We start from the raw sequence: 17,470 nt of genomic DNA on the forward strand, positions 1-17,470 counted from the left end.
TGATCGCGGATCCGGCCATGGCGACCCCCGGTGCAGCGATCAGACGACGGGACGCTCCGGGTTGCGGCCGGACGCGAAGCAAGCGAGAATCTCCGCGTTGATCTCCGGGATCGTGGTAGTGGAGGGTGCCCTTACTCCGGCACCTTTGTTTTGGGAGGAACCATCGATGAAGAGATACGTCTGCGACGTGTGCGGTTGGGTGTATGATCCTGCTGTTGGTGTTCCGGAGCAAGGCATTCCGGCAGGAACGCCGTTCGAAGATCTCCCCGATGATTTCGTTTGCCCGGAGTGCGGTGTCGGCAAGGATCAGTTCTCGGAAGCATAAGGCGAGCCCGTGGTGGAAAGCGAGAGCGCTTGTCGAGCGGAGGTCACGAGGCTCCGGTGGCCGTGCGGTCTCGGGTATCTGTCAGCCGGCAGTCCGGTTTTGTGCTCGGAAAGGGGTTTCAGGGTTTCACAAAAAGCGATTCCTGGAGTCAAGCAGGTCGAGGATGTTGCATGAATGAGGCCTTGCTGAGCTTCTTCAACCGGTACCACCCGATCACGCAGGCCCTGATCGCCACGTTGTTCACCTGGTTCCTAACCGCGGCGGGTGCGGCGCCGGTTCTCTTTTTCAAGAAGGTCAACCAGAAAATCATGGACGGATTGCTGGGTATGGCCGCCGGTGTGATGATTGCGGCCAGTTACTGGTCGCTTCTGGCCCCGGCAATCGAAATGACGGAGGGGGACTGGAAGCCGGCGGTCGTGGGGTTTCTGGCCGGCGGCTTCTTTCTCTACATCATTGACAAGATACTGCCCCACCTGCACCTGGGGTTGGAGACATCCGAGGCGGAGGGTATCAAGACCTCCTGGCAGCGCAGCGTTCTGCTGGTGCTTGCGATCACCCTGCACAATTTTCCCGAGGGACTGGCCGTCGGCGTGGCTTTCGGCGCCATTGGCAGTGGAGTTGATCCTGAGATGGCTCGCAGCATGACTCTGGGGGGCGTGGCGTTGGCCATCGGCATCGGCTTGCAGAACTTTCCGGAGGGGATGGCCGTGTCGATGCCGCTGCGCCGTGAAGGTGTTGGCCGGTTCAAGGCATTTCTGATGGGGCAGGCGTCCGGGATGGTCGAGCCCGTGGCGGGGGTCCTCGGGGCTTGGCTGGTTTTCAGCATGAAGGCGCTGTTGCCCTATGGTTTGGCCTTTGCGGCCGGGGCGATGATCTTCGTAGTGGTTGAGGAACTGATTCCGGAATCCCAGCGTGACAAGTTCACGGACTTCGCCACGGTCGGGACCATGCTCGGGTTTGCCATCATGATGTCTCTCGATGTGGCTCTAGGGTAGCATGACGGCCCTGCCGGCGGATGACGGCGTTTGCCCACCGGTTGCGCCTTCCGGTGAAACGAGCCTTTGCGGCAAGCATCGCGGTTTTTGAAGGGTTTCCTTCGGTTTGTCGACGACTTTTCCTGTAAAGCCGGTCTCCACAAAAAGATCCACATTTGCAGGTCGAAACAACCGATTACAAATGTTTGCGGCGGTTTCCTGATGGCCCGAGATCAGGGTATGCCTATTACCGTCCAGGAGTTGGAATCAGCGTGCATGACACGGCCGAAGCAGCCCTTGCCGGGCACTTGGTCCGGATAAATGCTTGACAGGGCGTGTCTTGGATCGATCTTGAAAGGAAAGGGTATGCGGAGTCACGACCTTCTGTGGTTGTCGGCAGCTATCGGGTTATTGCCGGCGATCGGGTTGACTATGGGACAGGGCTGCGTCACGGTTGACGTGGACTCCGACTGGGATGGCTTCACTGATAAGGAAGAGATCAACAACGATCCCCCAACGGATCCCTTTGATCCTCTGGATACGCCTTTCAATGTCGTGGACAGCGACGGTGACGGATGCTCAGACTACGGAGAAAGCGAGTTTGGTCATTGCGACGGGAACCCGTCTACCCCGGTCGCAAGAGTCTCTGTTCGCGGTTCGGTGAGTGTCGGCAACACGCTTGTTGTGGACGGCGATACAGCCGACGCCAGCAACCCCACCGTTTACAACGACATGGTCAGTCCCGGCGGTGCTCAGGCCGTGCCCAATCCCTGCACGGTCGGGGGTTTTCTCGGGAGCATCTCCGGCAGTGACGACCTGCGCGACGTGTACATGGTTCAGATGGCGGGCGGTCAGCGAGCAACGTTGTTGCTTGCGGATCCGAATGATAATGATTTTGACCTTTATCTTTATGACGAATCGGGCGCTCAGTTGCTTGATAGTTCGGAGGGTCTCGGCAAGGCCGAGCAAGTGACCGCTCCTGCCAATGGTACCTACCTGATCGAGGTTCGCGGTTACAGTGTTATTCACGACAATGACCAAGGCGGTCTCTACTCACTGTTAGTCGGCGAGAGCCTGACCACATCGGTGACCGTCCAGGCACAGCGGGATCGGCTATCGAGTCTGTTTCCGCACGCGGAAGGCGAGATACTGGTCAAGTACGCTGAGACCGTCAAGTCTGCGCGAGCGGCGACACAGAAGCGCATCGGTCTGGAAGAGCTTAACGACGGCAGCAACTCCGGCGGGTTTCACAGGCTGCGGTTGAATCGTGAGGCGATGGACGCATACAAGTCCGTGGCCCGAGCTCGCGCGGCAGGGGGAGGCATGGCGGCCGAGATCTCGCCGACCATTGCGGCAATCAAGGCTCTGCGCCGACAAGCGGGCGTCGAATGCGCCGAACCCAACTACATACGCCGCGCCTTCGCGGTGCCGAACGACGAATTCTACGGTTACCAGTGGCACTACCGCCTGATCAGTCTGCCGGAGGCCTGGAACATTACCACGGGCAGCTCCAGTGTCATCGTGGCGGTGATTGATACGGGCGTTGCGCTCGGTCATCCCGACCTGGCGGGGCAGTTGACCACGGGCTACGACTTTATCAGCAGCGTGACCACGTCGATGGACGGCAACGGGATCGATGCGGACCCGGATGATCCGGGCGATTCGGCGGGCTACGGTATTTCCAGCAGTTTTCATGGGACGCACGTTGCCGGCACGATCGCCGCCCGCACCAACAACACGACGGGCGTGGCGGGAGTTGCCTGGAACGCGCGCATCATGCCTTTACGGGTACTGGGCCGAGCCGGCGAGGGCACGGACTACGACATTGCCCAGGCCGTGCGTTACGCGGCTCGTTTGAGCAACGACTCGGGGACGTTGCCGGCGAGGCGGGCGGACATCATCAACATGAGCCTCGGCGGGCCGGGTTCATCGAGCGTTCTGACCAATGCCGTTGTTGCAGCCCGGCAGGCCGGTGCGATCATCGTCACCGCCGCGGGCAATGAGGCCACCAGCGCCGACAATTCGTTCCCCGGGGCGATCAACGGCGTAGTCAATGTCAGCGCGGTGGACCAGCTTCGTCATCTCGCGTCGTACTCCAATTTCGGCTCGACGGTGGCGGTTTGCGCACCGGGGGGCGATCTGAATGCGGACCGCGACGGCGACGGCGTGAGCGACGGCGTGCTCAGCACGATCAGGAAGGACGACGGGCGATACACGTATGCCTTTTATGACGGTACCTCGATGGCTTGCCCGCATGTGGCCGGCGTGGCGTCCCTGATGAAGGCCGTGAATCCGGACCTGACGCCCGCCGATTTCGACCAACTCCTGGCCGGAACGCACCCGGGGACTTCGGTGAAGATCGTGGATGATCTTGGGATTGCCGGGCGTGACGCCTATTTCGGCTATGGTTTGATCAACGCGCCGAATGCGATCCGGGCCGCGTCGGAAATCGCGGGCTCGGGGGTGTCTGACGCGCCGTTGCTGCGGGTCGTGCCGCAGGACATCTCTTTGGGTTCGGTCTTGACGTCGGCGGAGGTGACGGTGAGCAACGTGGGGGGCGGCACGCTGATCGTGAGCAGTGTGGTTTCGTCCAAGAGCTGGATTTCGGTGAGCCCTTCCTCGGGCGGGGAGGGCAGCTATGAAATCACGGTGGACCGCACGGGTCTGGCGAACGGCGTCTACTCGGGCTCGGTCACCTTTGTATCCAACGACGGCAATGCGACCGTCACGGTCCGGATGACCGTAGGTTCGATCACGATGACGGGCGGCAACGTGGGCACGGTGTATGTGCTTCTTGTGGATCCTGACACGCTCGAAGCCTACGCCCAGGATGAGACGGACGTGTCGGAGAACTATGAGTTCTCTTTTGATGACGTCTACGCCGGCAATTATCGTCTTTACGCCGGGTCGGATCTCAATAATGACAGTTACATTGATGACGAAGGTGAGGCGTTCGGCGGATATCCGGTGCTTTCCAAGACTGAGGTTCTGGACATTGGCGCGGATCTTGGCGGACTGTCGTTCAGCGTGAATTACCGGATCAACGTTCAGAAGGCGGCGCCGCTGAGTGTGCCCGGGGCCTCGGTGGGGCCGAGGCCGCGATTGAAACGACTGCGGTGAGCGAGTTCGGTATCGGGGCGGCGTTTCGGTCGCGTGGCCCGGAAGCGGGCGATCGTTCGTCAAGTGATCGGCTGCAATTGAGTCATCTCGGCGAACAGGTCGAAGAAGTCCGGCTCCTTTTCCAATTCGACGTGTTCAATACGCCCCACCAGATGCTCGATTCGGTCGCGGCAGAAGCGGCTTCGCAGCACGCCCTTGGCGCCCTCGACGCTGGCGTTGCCGATACGAATGACGCGCTCATCGGGCACAGGCAGCAACAAGCCGATCCGCCGGCCGCTTTCCAGATCGATATGATTGGCGAACGCCCCCGCCAGGTAGTATGCCCGCAGGTCGCGCGGGCTGATGCGCAGGTGCCGCAGCAAGACCGTCTGCCCCAAGCCGATGGCTGCCTTCGTTTGGGCCAGCTCGCCGGCATCGCGGCGCGTAAATCGCAGGGGAGGGTTGTCGGCCACTGTCACGTGGGTCTGACCGTTGTCGAAGCGCCCGAGTGGGTCGATCTCGTTGGTTCGTCGAAGCTCGGCCAGGATGTCGACGAGTCCGGACCCGCAGATTCCCCTGGCCGGGCCGTCGCCGATGACTGAGAGATTCCAGCCGCCCGGCCGGCGGCGCATTCGGGTGACAGCTCCCTCACATGCGGCCATTCCGCATCCGAGGCGTCCGCCCTCGAAAGCCGGCCCGGCGGCGCATGAGGCCGCCATCAGCCGATCACCGCAGCCGGCGACGACCTCCGTGTTCGTGCCGATGTCGATCATCATGAATGGTTGGTCGTTGAGCGGCAGGGTGGCCAGGGCTGCGGCCGTGTCGGCCCCGACGTGGTTGGAGATCAGCGGCATGGCGTAGACGCGCCCTTGGGGGTGGATCTCGATTCCCAACTCCTGACCGGTCGTCCACACGGCGGTAGTTGGGCGCCGGCCGGCCAGCAGATCGACCTGGGTTGTGGACATGAAAGGTGACCGGCCGATGGATTGCACGTCGAGGCCGAGGAACAGATCTCGCATCGTCGGGTTACCGGCCACCACGACGGCTACGATACCTTTGGGGTCGACCGGCAGCGCACGGATTTCGCGGTTGAGATAAGCGATGATGGTGCGGTGAAGCCGGCCCGGATTATGGCCGTCGTACGAGATCCGATGGATGACGTCGCTGCCGCCGAAGCGCTGGGGGTTCTCGAATGCCCGCATGTCGAGGGTGTTGCCCGTCTGCAACTCGACAAGGTGAAGTACGACGGTTGTTGTCCCGATATCCAGCGCCAGTCCGTAGATTGGACCGGCGCAGTCGCCGAACTGCTTGTCGTCGCAAAACAAGCGTCCCTGGTTGCAGGTGATCCACGGATCAAATGCGTCATCGGCCGGGCGACCGTTCACGGCGATGTCGAGCTTTCGTTTGAAGGCCTCGACGCGGATCACGGCATCTGTCTGAGCGACTCTTGCCTGACAGGCAAGCCGATGAATGATGGTTTCGCTGTCGCTTTGATGACGGAGGAAGGCTTCCGGCTCGGTCCAGTCGTTCAGGGCCTCGTTTCCGGCGAGCACCTGGACGATGCATTCTTTGCAGCGACCGGCTGCCGGGCATGAGCTGGCCACCGCATGAGCCGCATCGCCAGAGCGGGCGATTGCCGCAAGCAGCGACTCACCCACGGCGATATCAACATGTTTTCCGTTGAAGATCAGTTGTGCCATGTGTTCTTCCGTCAGGTGCAAGCAGGTGTATGAAAGCGGTCGTCCCGGCTGCGGAATACGGCAGGTCTCGGTCGCCAAGGCGACCTTGACACTGCCCTACCAACCGGCTCCGTGGGCTTTCACACACATTCCAAGACGGACCGCCTTTTTGCGGGCCGTAACCCAAGCGCACTGCGATTCAGAAAAAAGCGCGCAATCTGCACACACGTCTGGCCGTAAGGTTCCAGGATTCTTCCGGCCTTTGGGCCGACGGGGTATAGTATAAGCTGACGAGAGGAGCCTCAAAATGATGACCTCGCGGGAGCGGATTCTGGCGGCCATCGATCACAGGGAGCCGGACCGGCTCCCTATTGATTGCGGGGCCATGCGATCGACGGGCATCCAGGCTGTGGCCTACGGGCGGCTGAAGGCATATCTGGGCGTCAAGGAAGGCCAGACACGCGTGTTCGACGTCATTCAGCAACTCGCCGAGCCCGAGGATTTCTATCTTGAGCGATTTCGCGTCGACGCGATCAACGCCGGCCGAGATTTCGACCCGAACGGATGGAAGGACTGGGTGCTGCCCGACGGTTCGCCCTGCCAGATTCCCCGGCACATCGACTTTCGACCGGACAACGGGGACTGGGTTGCGGTTGATGCCCAAGGGAAGGAGCTGGCCCGGATGATTGCCGGCAGCACCTACTTCAGCCAGACGCACTATCCTTTCAACCGTGATGATTGGCCGGATTTACTCGACCGGATTGGTGGGTGCATGGGGGAAGTCTGCTGGGGCGCTTTGGCGGAGCCGATTTACGCCGGCGGGCTGAGCGACGACAACCTCGAGCGCATCGCCGCCCATGTCGCCCGCCTGCGGCAGACGACGGACAAGGCGATCATGATCGCCTTCGGCGCCAACCTTTTTGAATGGTCGGCTTATCTTCGCCGCATGGATAACGCGCTGATGGATCTGGCGGCCGAGCTGGACAAGGCCGAGGCGTTGCTCGACAAGCTGGTGGAGACGCATCTGGCGGGCTTGGACCGCCTGTTGCCGGTGCTTGGAGACAATGTTGATCTGATCCAGTTGGGCGACGATCTGGGTATGGAGGCCGGTCCGTTCTTCTCGCCGGAGCTGTTTCGCAAGATCTTCAAGCCGCGGTACAAGGCCATCATCGACCGGGTCCACACGCTTGCCCCCAACATCCGGGTTTTCCTGCACTCGTGCGGTTCGATCTACAAGCTCTTAGGCGATCTGATCGAGGTTGGCGTCCAGGTGATCAACCCGGTTCAGATTTCGGCCCGCGACATGGAGCCCGCCCGACTCAAGAAAGAGTTCGGCAAGGACGTCACGTTCTGGGGCGGCGGATGCGACACGCAGAAGGTCCTGCCGCGCGGCACACCGCAAGAGGTCCGAGACCACGTCCGTCGCAACATTGACCTTCTCGCGCCGGGCGGCGGATTCGTCTTCACCCAGGTGCACAACATTCTCTCCGAGGTCCCGCCGGCCAACATCGTTGCCATGTATGAAGAGGCGACGAAGAGTTGAGTTGAGAGAATGCCGAGTTGCGAATTGGGGGACTTGGACGTGTAATCCATCCGCGGCCTGTGCCGCATTATGGTCGGTTGTCATGCCACTCGCTATTGTGACCGGGCCTGTCCGGAGGCTTTTTGACTGATCTCCGGTGGTGTCGCATCATTGGGGCGAAACGTCGCCGGGGCAGAAGCATCCCCGGTCGGGCGGCCGACGGCGGGGGACGCGGTAGCGGCTGTTCAACGGCAGCGCGACCGCGGCACCCGAGCCGGTATTGGGTTCCCATTCGCGGCCTTGCTCACACCGGCGCCTGCCGCAGGAGATCGCGGGCGGTGGCGGCGTCAACAACCAGTTCACTCCATACCCGCAGTTCGGGGACGACGAGCAGCGGAAGGAGGGCCCCCGTGCGCAGCTTGCCGCACTTGCCGCACGGCTGGACGGTCAAGACGACGGCCCGGAGGTCTGCTCGGGTGGAATTATGAAGCGGTTACCTGGAGATCCACCGAGCACAATATCGATGTCTTTGCTCTGGGTCGCGTATTGTATGACCTGACCGGTCACGCGAAATGGAACAGTATGGCTCAGCATGCCCAGGCATTCGTCCAAAGCATGTTCGTGGACGGAGACGGGTATTACCTGACCGGGACGCGGGGAGCGGATGGTACTGAACCCAATCCGTCACCGATTCCGGCCGACGCCCAGGTGTGGGCTGTGCTGGCGGGGATCGATGAGCAGTCGAGACTGGAGCAGGCTCTGGAGTGGCTGTTGAATCATCTTGTTATTACCGAGGTGGTCGGCGAGCATACCTATATGGGCGTGAAGTTCTCGACGGAAGGCAACCATATCATGAGTGAGGCGACGGCCGGGGCCGCGATGGCTCTATGGTTGGCCGTGCGAGAGCCGGAGGCACAAAGTCTCTTTGATTCCCTTGAGCAGATCCAGGCATTCGCTCCGAACAGCGATGGAAACGGCATTGTGGCGACGCCCTTCCCGGCTGGTGCTCCGACGGGGTATGGTTCGACGTATCCCAATTCCCTGCACGTGGCGAGCACGGCCTGGACGAGCCTGGCGTGGCTTTCTCGGTGCGATTCGGATGCCAATCCGCTGGGGCCACATGCCGGCTCGGATTCTCGGTCGGATCGGGTGCCGGCCGATTACGACTGCGACTGCGACGTGGATGGGGACGATTTCAGTCTCTTTGAGGCGTGTGCGTCGGGTCCCGCGGTGTTGTCGGCGGTCGGTTGTGAGGCAAGGGATTTCGACAAAGATCAGGATGTGGATCAGTCCGACTTCGGCATATTCCAGCGGTGCTATTCCGAGGTTGGCACCATCGTCGATCCGACCTGCGCGGAAACCAGAGCGTTTTGCGAATGAAAGTCGCAGAAGGCTCGGGAGCCCGCGGTCGGTCGGACCTTGGGGGGTGCAGGATCGAAGACACAACCTGCGCGGTACTTGACTATCTTGCGTACATCTTTTCCGCGAACGTGGCGGGGCGTGAAGCGGGTCGGGGCAAGCCGGTGGCACCGTACTTTGCGATCACGCCTCGGATACTGCGGTATTGGATCTGCCAGGCCTGCGGGCTGTAGCCGCCGCCGAGCACCATGACGATCGGGACCATTCGCCGCGCGGCCTCATCGAACACCAGCCGGTCGCGTTCGATGATTCCCTCGGGTGTCAGTCGCAGCCGTGCGAGCCGGTCGCCTGCCAGGACGTCAACGCCGGCTTGCAGGAACACGATGTCGGGCCTGGCGCGATCAAACACCTTTGGCAGATGGTCGGATAACATTCTCAGGTACTCATCGTTTTCCATCCCGGCCGTCAGCGAGATATCGAGATCGTTGGTCTCTTTCGGGAACGGGTAGATGTCCTCTTCGTGCATATCGAACGTGAACACGTGATCGTCGCCGGCCAAGCAGCGGGCTGTGCCGTTGCCCTGATGAGCGTCCAGATCGACCACGAGGGCGCGGCGGATGAGCCCTTCGGACTGCAAGACTCGAATCGCGATGGGCATGTCGGCGTAGATGCAGAATCCGCCGCCGCGATCGGGCTCGGCGTGGTGATAGCCGCCGCCGAGGTTGACGGCGACTCCGTACCGCACGGCCAGCCTTGCCGCCAGCACCGTGCCGCCCGTCGCATATCGGAAGGGGCGCAGGATGGCAGCATCGGCCAGCCCCGGCAGCATCAGCGCCACGCAGGCATTTTCGAGATACCGGGCCAGGGCCGAGGGTTGCCGAAGCCGGGCCAGGTACTCGGGCGTGTGGACGCGCAAGAGATCCTCGCGGCCGATCTCCGCGGGCACGTAGACGTCCTCAGGTCGGATCAGCCCGTCGGTAACGAGCTGCAGGTAGATCCTGGCGTACTTGTTGATGTCGAACGAGTGGAGGCTCTCGAAGCCACCGAGGTCAATCTGGTATCGTTGCGAGTAGACCAGGCACACGCGTCCGTTCAAAGGCACGCCGTTCCGTGGCTGCTGGACTCTACGGAACGACTCCGGAGCGGCGCAGCCGGCCACCAGCATGGGCAGCATGAGCGCGGTGACCAGTAACGACCAAAGGGGGCATCGGCGAAACCAAGGCGACCAAGTAGGAGCATCCGCCAGCATGAGTCGAGTCGTCTCCCTATTCTCGTCAGAGCTTCTTCATCCGATGCTCTTCCAGCTTCTGCTCGTCAACTTCCACGCCCAGACCGGGGCCGGTGGGGACGGGCAGCAGGTCGCCGGTTGGGACCAGGGGCTTTTTCAGGATGCTCAGACCGCTCAGGAACTGGGGGCCGTTGAGGGCGGCCGGGAAACGCAGATCGTATGCCCCGTAGAGCAGCAGGCTGGCCGCGAGCGAGATGTCCGGGTCGGTCAGGCCGCTGCCCAGCCACATCAGTCCTTTCTTGAGGCAAAGCTCAATCTGGGCCTGGGCCTCGGTGATGCCCCCGCAGCGGGCCGGCTTCATCGCCACACCATCGAGCATGCCCAGCTTGATGAACTCCTCCAGTTCGCCGGTGCTTACGATCCCCTCATCCATCAGGATGGGCAGCCCGCCGATCTTCTTGAGCCGCTGGTAGCCCGAGATCCGGTTGGGCTTGAGGGGCTGCTCCAGGACCGCCACACCGGCCTTGGCCAGTTTGGGCAATACCTCGACGGCCGTGGCCTCGTCGTACCCGCCGTTGGCATCGGCCCACAGAAAACCGTCGGGCACGAGTTTCTTGACCATGGTACACATCTCGACGTCGAATTTCGGATCGGGGGCGACCTTCACGTTGAAATTGCGGTAGCCGTGCTGCTTGCCCTCCTCGATCAACCGGGGGATATCATCAAGAGTCTTGGGGTTGAGCGTCCAACTGAGCAACACCTTATCGCGGCCCTTGTGTTTCCATCGCTCCTGCGCCGTCTGCTTGAGCAGCTTGCCCGTCAGGTCGAAGAGCGCCAGGTCGATTCCCGCCTTGCAGATCGGCTGGCCGGTGGAAAACGACGGAGCGATGATGGTGTCCATAGCCTTGTGGACGACCGTCAGGTCGAACGGGTCCAGCCCGATCAGCACGGGGGTCAGGTACCGCTCGATGGTGGTATGGACGGTTTCAAGCGTTTCGTAGCTCCATTTGTTGGTCGGCACGCTTTGTCCCCAACCGACGGTGCCGTCGTCGGCGGTGATTTTGACCACCACCGTCTGTCGCCCGAGCGGCTCGCCCTTGGGCCCTTCGAAGAATTTGAACCGCCCGGCCGTCGGGTAGGTCAAAGGAATGGTCTCGATTCGATCGATCTTCACGGATTTCATCGGTGTCCCCGGTGATCGTTGTGCATACAGCGCGCCGGCCAACCCCGCAGCCCCGGCGATGAATTGGCGACGGTTTAGTTGAGACACGGGCGGACCTCCTGCTTCACGGCGAATTCCTGATTAAGTTCAAGTCTATCAGGTAATCAGAGAGCCTTCCACGCGGCAGACCGTTGGTCGGTCATCGTTCTCCACTTGCAGGAAACGAGGAGACACTTACTTGGCGAGCCACGGCCGCTTATCGCGGAGACCTGCACAAGTACCCGCAGTGCCGCCGGCATGAAGCCGCCGGCTCGTCAAGACGCGAGGAAAATCAGCCGATCACCAGTACCCCTGAGCCGTCGATGCGGTCGGCCTTGAGGTGCTGCAGAGCGCGGTTGGCCTCCTCAAGAGGGTAAGTCGTAGTGTGCGGGCGAATCGGGATCCTTGCGGCCTCGGCCAATAGCGCCCGGCCGTCTTCGCGGGTGTTGGCGGTCACCGAGCAGACGTTTTTCTCGTAAAACAGGTGCTCCTCGTACTGCATGGTGGGCACATCGGTCATATAGATGCCTGCCAGCGCCAGCGTTCCGCCCTTCTTGAGTGCGGCCAGCGCCGGGGGCACCAACTCGCCGGCCGGAGCAAAGATGATCGCGCTGTCGGCCTTGACCGGCATCTCGCGCGGATCCTCGCCGACCCACTCAGCTCCCATTTCCCGGGCCAGTTCGCGATGGCTCTCACCGCGGGTCGCCACGCACACGCGGCAGCCGCGATGACGAGCGATCTGGATGACCACGTGAGCCGACGAACCGAATCCGTACAAGGCGAGCGTGCCGCCATTCGGCACGGCCGACCGCTGCAACGCCCGGTAGCCGATGATCCCCGCACATAAGAGCGGGGCGGCCTGAACGTTCTCGAAGACTTCGGGAATCTCATAGGCGAACGCTTCGGGAACGACCGCATACTCGGCATAGCCGCCGTCGGCGTGATAGCCGGTGAAAAGCTGCGACCCGCAGAGGTTCTCATGACCTGTTCGGCAGAAGTCGCATTGCCCGCAGGTGTGCCGCAACCAGGCTGCGCCGACTCGTTGCCCGATCTTGAGGCGCCCGCACCGGGGGCCCAGAGCGTCCACGACGCCGACAATCTGGTGGCCCGGAATGATTGGCTGCTTTCGCGGCGGCAGCTCTCCCTCGATCACGTGCAGGTCCGTCCTGCAGATGGCACAGCAACGCACTTTGATGCGGACCTCGCCGGCCTGAGGCGACGGGGTCGGCGTATCGATCAGGCGCAGAGGTGCGGATTCGATCGGCGCATTGTGTTCGAGCACCATGGCCTTCATGGGGACGGATTCCTCTTGCGGGATGAGGGGCGTCAGGCCATTTTTCTGAGAACTGCCGCTGCTTTTCGAGCGTCAGCGGCCTTGTCGAAAGCCAAGTGAAAAACGCACTGCTTGGCGATGGCGGCGCCCGAGAAGCCCCGCAGATTGATTCCTTCTTTGGCAAGCGCCCTGGTGAGCGTCGCTCCGAGCCCTTTCTTGTTCGCACAGGTAATGCGCAACGAATGCAAGCTCTTACTCTTGGCGAAGCCGGCCGCCTTGGCGGCGTTGATCTGCTTGGCGCCCTTGAGCGGGGTCACAAAGACGACACCGGTGCCGGGGATACTCGACTCTCGCCGGGCGATGACGAATTCCAGATTCGCACCCGCCCGGGCCAGGTCCGCCAGCTTGGTGGCCAGGCCGCCGGGCCGGTCCGTTATGCCCGTGACCCATACCTCCTCATGAGAGATCTTCAGTTTCATGATGTGTCCTCCAATAAGAGACTTGTCGTGCAGAGATCTAACCGCAGATGGCGGTTGCTGTCAATCGGCCTTTTTCTATGTTTGATTTCCCCGCTTTGCCGAGTTGACGTCTCTTGCCGCGCCGAAACGTGGTATACTTATGGCACACCTCGTGTGGAGGTCACGCCATGAAGTCTGAAGTGGGTCTGGTTGCAGGTTCAGTTGTGATCTGGGCCATGTTGGCAGGAGGCACGCACATGGCAAATGCCCAAGACAGCAAGACAGTCGCTAGTCGGGAGCCGGTTTGCGCGGGGACATGGTATCCGGGGGATGCCGGCACCCTGAACAGCCTGGTCGACAAGCTGATGGATGAAGCCAAGCCGCCGGCCATCAACGGCAAGCCGCTAGCGATCATTGCCCCGCACGCCGGGTATCGATACAGCGCTCCGGTTGCGGCGGCGGCATACCGTTGCCTTCGAGGGCAATCCTATAAGCGGGTCTTTGTCATGGCCTTCAGCCACAGGAGGGCATCCGCGTACCGCGGCGTTCATGTCCCCGATGACCTGGGCGCTTACGACATGCCCGCCGGCGCGGTGCCCCTCGATCGGGAGACCATCGCGCTGCTCAAGCAGAACCGTGCATTCGTGTCGATCGCCGGTATAGACCGCGACGAGCATTCTCTGGAGCTACAATTGCCTTTCCTGCAGCGCACGATCAAGGATTTCAAGCTGGTTCCGCTGTATGTCGGCCAGATGACGCCTGAGTTTTTCGCTCTGGCGGCACGGGCAATCGTACAGTGCCTTGACGGCGATACCCTGCTGGTAGCCAGCAGCGACTTTACCCACTTCGGTCCGAACTACGGTTACGAGCCTTTCAAGGATGACGTGCCCAAGAAGCTGGCCGAACTGGCCGACAAGGCGGCCGGACCGTTGCTAGCCTGCGACTTCGACGGCTTCGCCGAGCACATGAAGAAGACGGACGACACCATCTGCGGTTACGGGCCGATCATGCTGCTGTTGCGGGTTCTTTCGATGAAGGGCGGGGCCCAGGCGACGCGTGCGGCGTTCGACACCTCAGGCCGCATGACCAATGACTATACCAGCAGCGTGACATACCAGTCGTTTGTTTTTACGCCGAGGCCGCCGCTCTTCGAGGAGCCTCTTCGGCGGCAGTTGCTCAAGCTGGCTCGCGAGACGATCACCGCCTATCTGAGCGGCCGGGAGCCGCCCAAGGTGGATCCGACGACGCTGCCGGCACCGCTGCGCGAGAACGGGGCATGTTTCGTGACCCTTCAAAACCGGGGCGAACTGCGTGGTTGCATCGGCAACACGGAGGCGATCGATCCGCTCTATACCGCCGTGATCCGCAACGCCATCAATGCCTGTCAGGATCCGCGGTTCACTCTTGACCCGGTCACGGCGGCCGAGGTCCCCAAACTGCACATCGAAATCAGTCGCCTGACGCCGATGAAGCGGGTCCGGGACACCAGCGAGGTCATCATCGGCCGCCACGGCCTGCTGATTTCGCTGCACGGGCGGCGCGGGTTGCTGCTGCCGCAGGTGGCTTACGAACGAGGTTGGACGCGAGAGCAGTTTCTGGGCGAAGTCTGCCGCAAAGCCGGCTTGCCGATGGACTCATGGAAGCAGCCTGAGGCGGAGTTGTACTCATTCGAGGCAGAAGTGTTCGGGGAACCTGAGACGGCGGGACAAGCCGGGCAAACCACCGCCCCAAAACCGGAGTAGGGCAACAATGTCCAAGAAAGGTACGACCAGAAGGGGTTTTCTAGCAAAGGTCGGGGCGGCAGCCGCTGCGGCGCTGGGTTTTCGCCGACCGCGGGCCGCGGTTGCGGAATCACCAAGCGAAGCAACGCGTCCTGCCGTAAACGTAAAGGCCCCGGCTCGTGTGGTCATCGCGCGTGATGAGGCGCTGGCCAGAGGCGAGGTCGGTGATCACGTTGATCTGCTGACGAAGCTGCTTGACGCGGCCGTGCAGAAGGTCACCCGCACGGATTCGGCCCGTCGGGCGTGGTCGAGCCTGTTTACGCCCGGTGACCGGATCGGCATCAAGGTCAACACGCTGGGCTTATCCACTCAGCCGGCGGTGGTGGAGGCCATTGTCGCCGGGTTGCGCCGAGCGGACGTTCCGGCCGGGAATATCATCATTTGGGACCGGTTCGATGTGGAACTGCTCGCTGCCGGATTCAAGCTGGCCAAGTCCGCCGGCGCGGTGCAGTGCAAGGGTACCGACGCCGACAGCTACGGCAGCGGTTACCAGGAACAGATCGAGCACAGCGGGCGGATTGGTTCGTGCTTCTCGCGGATCCTGGCGGAGGAGGTGACCTCGCTGATCTGTGTGCCGGTGCTCAAGGACCACAATCTGGCGGGCGTTTCGCTGGGCCTGAAGAACTTCTTCGGCGCGATTCACAACCCGAACAAGTACCATGAACACAATTGTGATCCGTACATTGTGGACGTCGTCTCGCACCGGTTCATCCGGCCGAAGTGGAGGCTCACGATTTGCGACGCGACGCGGGGGCAGTATCAGGGCGGTCCGACGCGCAACCCGGAGTACGCCTGGCCATTCGGCGGGCTGATTGTTGGAACTGATATTGTGGCGGTTGATGCCGTGGCGGCAGACCTGTTGGCCAGGCAGCGGCAGGCCAAGGGGCTTAAGTCGCTGGAGCAGGAAAAGCGCCCGCCCAAGCACATTGCGACGGCCGCCAGCCGCGGATTGGGCACCGCCGACCTGGCGAAGATCGAGCGGATCGAGCTCTGATCCGCTCGGCCCGGAATCCCTTCCGGGCCGTGTGAGTGTGCGGAATCCATTCCGCATTCGGTGATAATGAGGATGGGAATCCTCTGACCGGGGGCCCAGAAGGGATTCTGGGGCCAGCGTGAAAGAATCCTGGGGCCAGCGTGAAAGAATCCTGGGGCCAGCACAATTGGGCACCGCCGACCTGGCGGAAATCGAACGGATCGAGCGCTGACATGGACAACCTCGACAACATGTTCCGGCGTCCGAACCGGCGTGACCTCCTGAAATGGGGTACCGTCTGCGGGGCGGTGTGCACCTGCGGACTGCGGCCTTGCGTCGCTCAGGACGTCGCCGGAACGAGCGAGCTGGAGGGCCCGAAGCTCAAGGGCGTCATTCGGCATCCGGCCAAGCACTGGGAGAAGCTGGAGGACAAGAAGGTCAGGTGCGTGCTCTGCCCGCGCGAGTGCGAGGTAGCCGACGTCGAGCGGGGTTACTGCGGTGTTCGCGAAAACCAGGGTGGACGGTATCAGACGCTGGTTTACGGGGCCCTGTGTTCGGCGAACCTCGACCCTATCGAGAAGAAACCGTTGTTTCATTACCTGCCCGGCACGACGGCATTCTCGGTGGCGACGGCCGGCTGCAACATCGAGTGCAAGTTCTGCCAGAACTGGCAGATCAGCCAGTTCCGCCCCGAGCAGGTCGAGAGCGTCGCCGTACCGCCGAATAAGCTTGTCGCCGCGTGCAAGGCCCGGTCCAGCCCGACCATCGCGTACACCTACTCGGAGCCGGTGGTGTTCTATGAATATGTTTACGACTCGGCGGAACAAGCCCGCAAGGCCGGGATCGGCAGCGTGATCATCTCCAACGGGTTCATCCAGGAGAAACCTCTTCGTGAGCTCTGTGGCCAACTGACCGGCGTGAAGATCGACCTGAAGGCATTTACCGAGGAGTTCTACCGCGAGCACTGTGCCGGGCGGCTGGCCCCGGTCCTCAAGGCGCTCGAAGTGCTCAAGGACACGGGCATCTGGTTTGAGCTGGTCATTCTGATCATCCCAACACTCAACGACTCGCCGGACGAAATCAAGGAGATGAGCCGCTGGGTCGTCCGGCAGCTTGGTCCGGACGTGCCGATGCACTTCACGCGATTTCACCCGACCTACCGCGTGACCAATTTGCCGCAGACGCCGGTTTCGACGCTGGAGCGCTGCCGCCAGATCGCCCTCGACGCGGGCGTCCATTACGTCTACGCGGGGAACGTGCCCATGCACAAAGGCGAGAATACCTACTGCCACAAGTGCCAGGCCGAGCTGATCCGCCGAGTGGGTTTCCGAATTGCCTCCAACCAGGTCAAGGACGGCAAGTGCCCCAAGTGCGGCACGGCCATTCCGGGCGTCTGGTCACAGGCACAGGCCTTGGCGTTCGAGCCGAGACAGCAGAGCAGACCGACGTAAATGGATTGTTGAACCGGCAGACCGTGTCCGAGAAGCGTAGAGCATGGTCGGACCCGCCAACGGCGGCGAGACCTGCCGGGGAACTCGTTCATTGCTCTTGCCATACCGACGGTGAGCGGATGGCACGAGATCATACGCGGTTTTCGT

Annotated in this window: 14 protein-coding genes; 8 read left to right on the plus strand and 6 right to left on the minus strand. The window is 62.0% G+C overall.

The window, feature by feature from the left end; translation table 11 throughout:
• Positions 1-166: 166 nt before the first annotated feature.
• From PLL20_00220 to PLL20_00230, 3 genes are all read left to right on the plus strand, one after another.
• Positions 167-325, plus strand: a complete 159-nt coding sequence (locus PLL20_00220; protein ID HPD28388.1) for a rubredoxin — start codon at positions 167-169, stop codon at positions 323-325.
• A 185-nt stretch (positions 326-510) separates the two neighbouring features.
• Positions 511-1,320, plus strand: coding sequence for a ZIP family metal transporter (locus PLL20_00225; GenBank protein ID HPD28389.1), 810 nt, complete (start codon positions 511-513; stop codon positions 1,318-1,320).
• A gap of 345 nt (positions 1,321-1,665) precedes the next feature.
• The gene (locus tag PLL20_00230; GenBank protein HPD28390.1) at positions 1,666-4,419 is read left to right on the plus strand and encodes a S8 family peptidase; all 2,754 of its coding nucleotides are present in this window, start codon (positions 1,666-1,668) and stop codon (positions 4,417-4,419) included.
• 59 nt (positions 4,420-4,478) lie between these two features.
• On the opposite strand, the gene PLL20_00235 is transcribed toward PLL20_00230, so the two are convergent.
• Positions 4,479-6,098, minus strand: a complete 1,620-nt coding sequence (locus tag PLL20_00235) for an ASKHA domain-containing protein (protein ID HPD28391.1) — start codon at positions 6,096-6,098, stop codon at positions 4,479-4,481.
• A gap of 286 nt (positions 6,099-6,384) precedes the next feature.
• Here PLL20_00235 and PLL20_00240 point away from each other — a divergent pair, with 286 nt between their 5' ends.
• On the plus strand, positions 6,385-7,620 hold the full coding sequence (locus PLL20_00240; GenBank protein HPD28392.1) for a uroporphyrinogen decarboxylase family protein: 1,236 nt from the start codon (positions 6,385-6,387) through the stop codon (positions 7,618-7,620).
• 283 nt (positions 7,621-7,903) lie between these two features.
• Here PLL20_00240 and PLL20_00245 read toward each other — a convergent pair whose 3' ends face one another.
• Positions 7,904-8,050, minus strand: coding sequence for a hypothetical protein (locus PLL20_00245; GenBank protein ID HPD28393.1), 147 nt, complete (start codon positions 8,048-8,050; stop codon positions 7,904-7,906).
• 131 nt (positions 8,051-8,181) lie between these two features.
• Between PLL20_00245 and PLL20_00250 the strand changes: the two genes are divergently transcribed.
• Positions 8,182-8,979, plus strand: a complete 798-nt coding sequence (locus PLL20_00250; GenBank protein HPD28394.1) for a hypothetical protein — start codon at positions 8,182-8,184, stop codon at positions 8,977-8,979.
• A gap of 82 nt (positions 8,980-9,061) precedes the next feature.
• Here PLL20_00250 and PLL20_00255 read toward each other — a convergent pair whose 3' ends face one another.
• The 4 genes from PLL20_00255 to PLL20_00270 all read right to left on the minus strand — a co-directional run bounded on the left by PLL20_00255 (position 9,062) and on the right by PLL20_00270 (position 13,139).
• Positions 9,062-10,207 (minus strand): histone deacetylase, encoded by a 1,146-nt coding sequence (locus tag PLL20_00255; protein HPD28395.1) that lies wholly within the window; start codon positions 10,205-10,207, stop codon positions 9,062-9,064.
• 25 nt (positions 10,208-10,232) lie between these two features.
• A complete protein-coding gene (locus tag PLL20_00260; protein ID HPD28396.1) occupies positions 10,233-11,456 on the minus strand; it encodes an enolase C-terminal domain-like protein in 1,224 nt (407 codons plus the stop codon).
• A 223-nt stretch (positions 11,457-11,679) separates the two neighbouring features.
• Positions 11,680-12,681 carry a zinc-dependent alcohol dehydrogenase family protein gene (locus PLL20_00265; protein HPD28397.1) on the minus strand — a complete coding sequence of 334 codons (1,002 nt, stop codon included), beginning with the start codon at positions 12,679-12,681 and terminating at the stop codon, positions 11,680-11,682.
• A 32-nt stretch (positions 12,682-12,713) separates the two neighbouring features.
• Positions 12,714-13,139 carry an amino acid-binding protein gene (locus tag PLL20_00270; GenBank protein ID HPD28398.1) on the minus strand — a complete coding sequence of 142 codons (426 nt, stop codon included), beginning with the start codon at positions 13,137-13,139 and terminating at the stop codon, positions 12,714-12,716.
• A gap of 167 nt (positions 13,140-13,306) precedes the next feature.
• Here PLL20_00270 and amrB point away from each other — a divergent pair, with 167 nt between their 5' ends.
• The 3 genes from amrB to amrS all read left to right on the plus strand — a co-directional run bounded on the left by amrB (position 13,307) and on the right by amrS (position 17,323).
• Positions 13,307-14,860, plus strand: coding sequence for an AmmeMemoRadiSam system protein B (gene amrB / locus PLL20_00275; GenBank protein ID HPD28399.1), 1,554 nt, complete (start codon positions 13,307-13,309; stop codon positions 14,858-14,860).
• A 7-nt stretch (positions 14,861-14,867) separates the two neighbouring features.
• Entirely contained in the window at positions 14,868-15,893 is a 1,026-nt protein-coding gene (locus tag PLL20_00280; protein HPD28400.1) for a DUF362 domain-containing protein, read from the plus strand.
• 212 nt (positions 15,894-16,105) lie between these two features.
• Positions 16,106-17,323, plus strand: a complete 1,218-nt coding sequence (gene amrS / locus PLL20_00285) for an AmmeMemoRadiSam system radical SAM enzyme (protein HPD28401.1) — start codon at positions 16,106-16,108, stop codon at positions 17,321-17,323.
• Positions 17,324-17,470: the final 147 nt, after the last annotated feature.

The organism is Phycisphaerae bacterium, from assembly GCA_035384605.1.
Lineage (GTDB): Bacteria > Planctomycetota > Phycisphaerae > UBA1845 > PWPN01 > JAUCQB01.

What these genes read in the sequence shown, in the direction of transcription:
- PLL20_00265 (HPD28397.1), bottom strand. Translation starts at nt 12,681, where the DNA reads ATGAAGGCCATGGTGCTCGAACACAATGCGCCGATCGAATCCGCACCT.
- amrB (HPD28399.1), top strand. Translation starts at nt 13,307, where the DNA reads ATGAAGTCTGAAGTGGGTCTGGTTGCAGGTTCAGTTGTGATCTGGGCC.
- PLL20_00250 (HPD28394.1), top strand. Translation starts at nt 8,182, where the DNA reads ATGGCTCAGCATGCCCAGGCATTCGTCCAAAGCATGTTCGTGGACGGA.
- PLL20_00230 (HPD28390.1), top strand. Translation starts at nt 1,666, where the DNA reads ATGCGGAGTCACGACCTTCTGTGGTTGTCGGCAGCTATCGGGTTATTG.
- PLL20_00240 (HPD28392.1), top strand. Translation starts at nt 6,385, where the DNA reads ATGATGACCTCGCGGGAGCGGATTCTGGCGGCCATCGATCACAGGGAG.
- PLL20_00255 (HPD28395.1), bottom strand. Translation starts at nt 10,207, where the DNA reads ATGCTGGCGGATGCTCCTACTTGGTCGCCTTGGTTTCGCCGATGCCCC.
- PLL20_00235 (HPD28391.1), bottom strand. Translation starts at nt 6,098, where the DNA reads ATGGCACAACTGATCTTCAACGGAAAACATGTTGATATCGCCGTGGGT.
- PLL20_00280 (HPD28400.1), top strand. Translation starts at nt 14,868, where the DNA reads ATGTCCAAGAAAGGTACGACCAGAAGGGGTTTTCTAGCAAAGGTCGGG.
- PLL20_00220 (HPD28388.1), top strand. Translation starts at nt 167, where the DNA reads ATGAAGAGATACGTCTGCGACGTGTGCGGTTGGGTGTATGATCCTGCT.
- PLL20_00270 (HPD28398.1), bottom strand. Translation starts at nt 13,139, where the DNA reads ATGAAACTGAAGATCTCTCATGAGGAGGTATGGGTCACGGGCATAACG.
- amrS (HPD28401.1), top strand. Translation starts at nt 16,106, where the DNA reads ATGGACAACCTCGACAACATGTTCCGGCGTCCGAACCGGCGTGACCTC.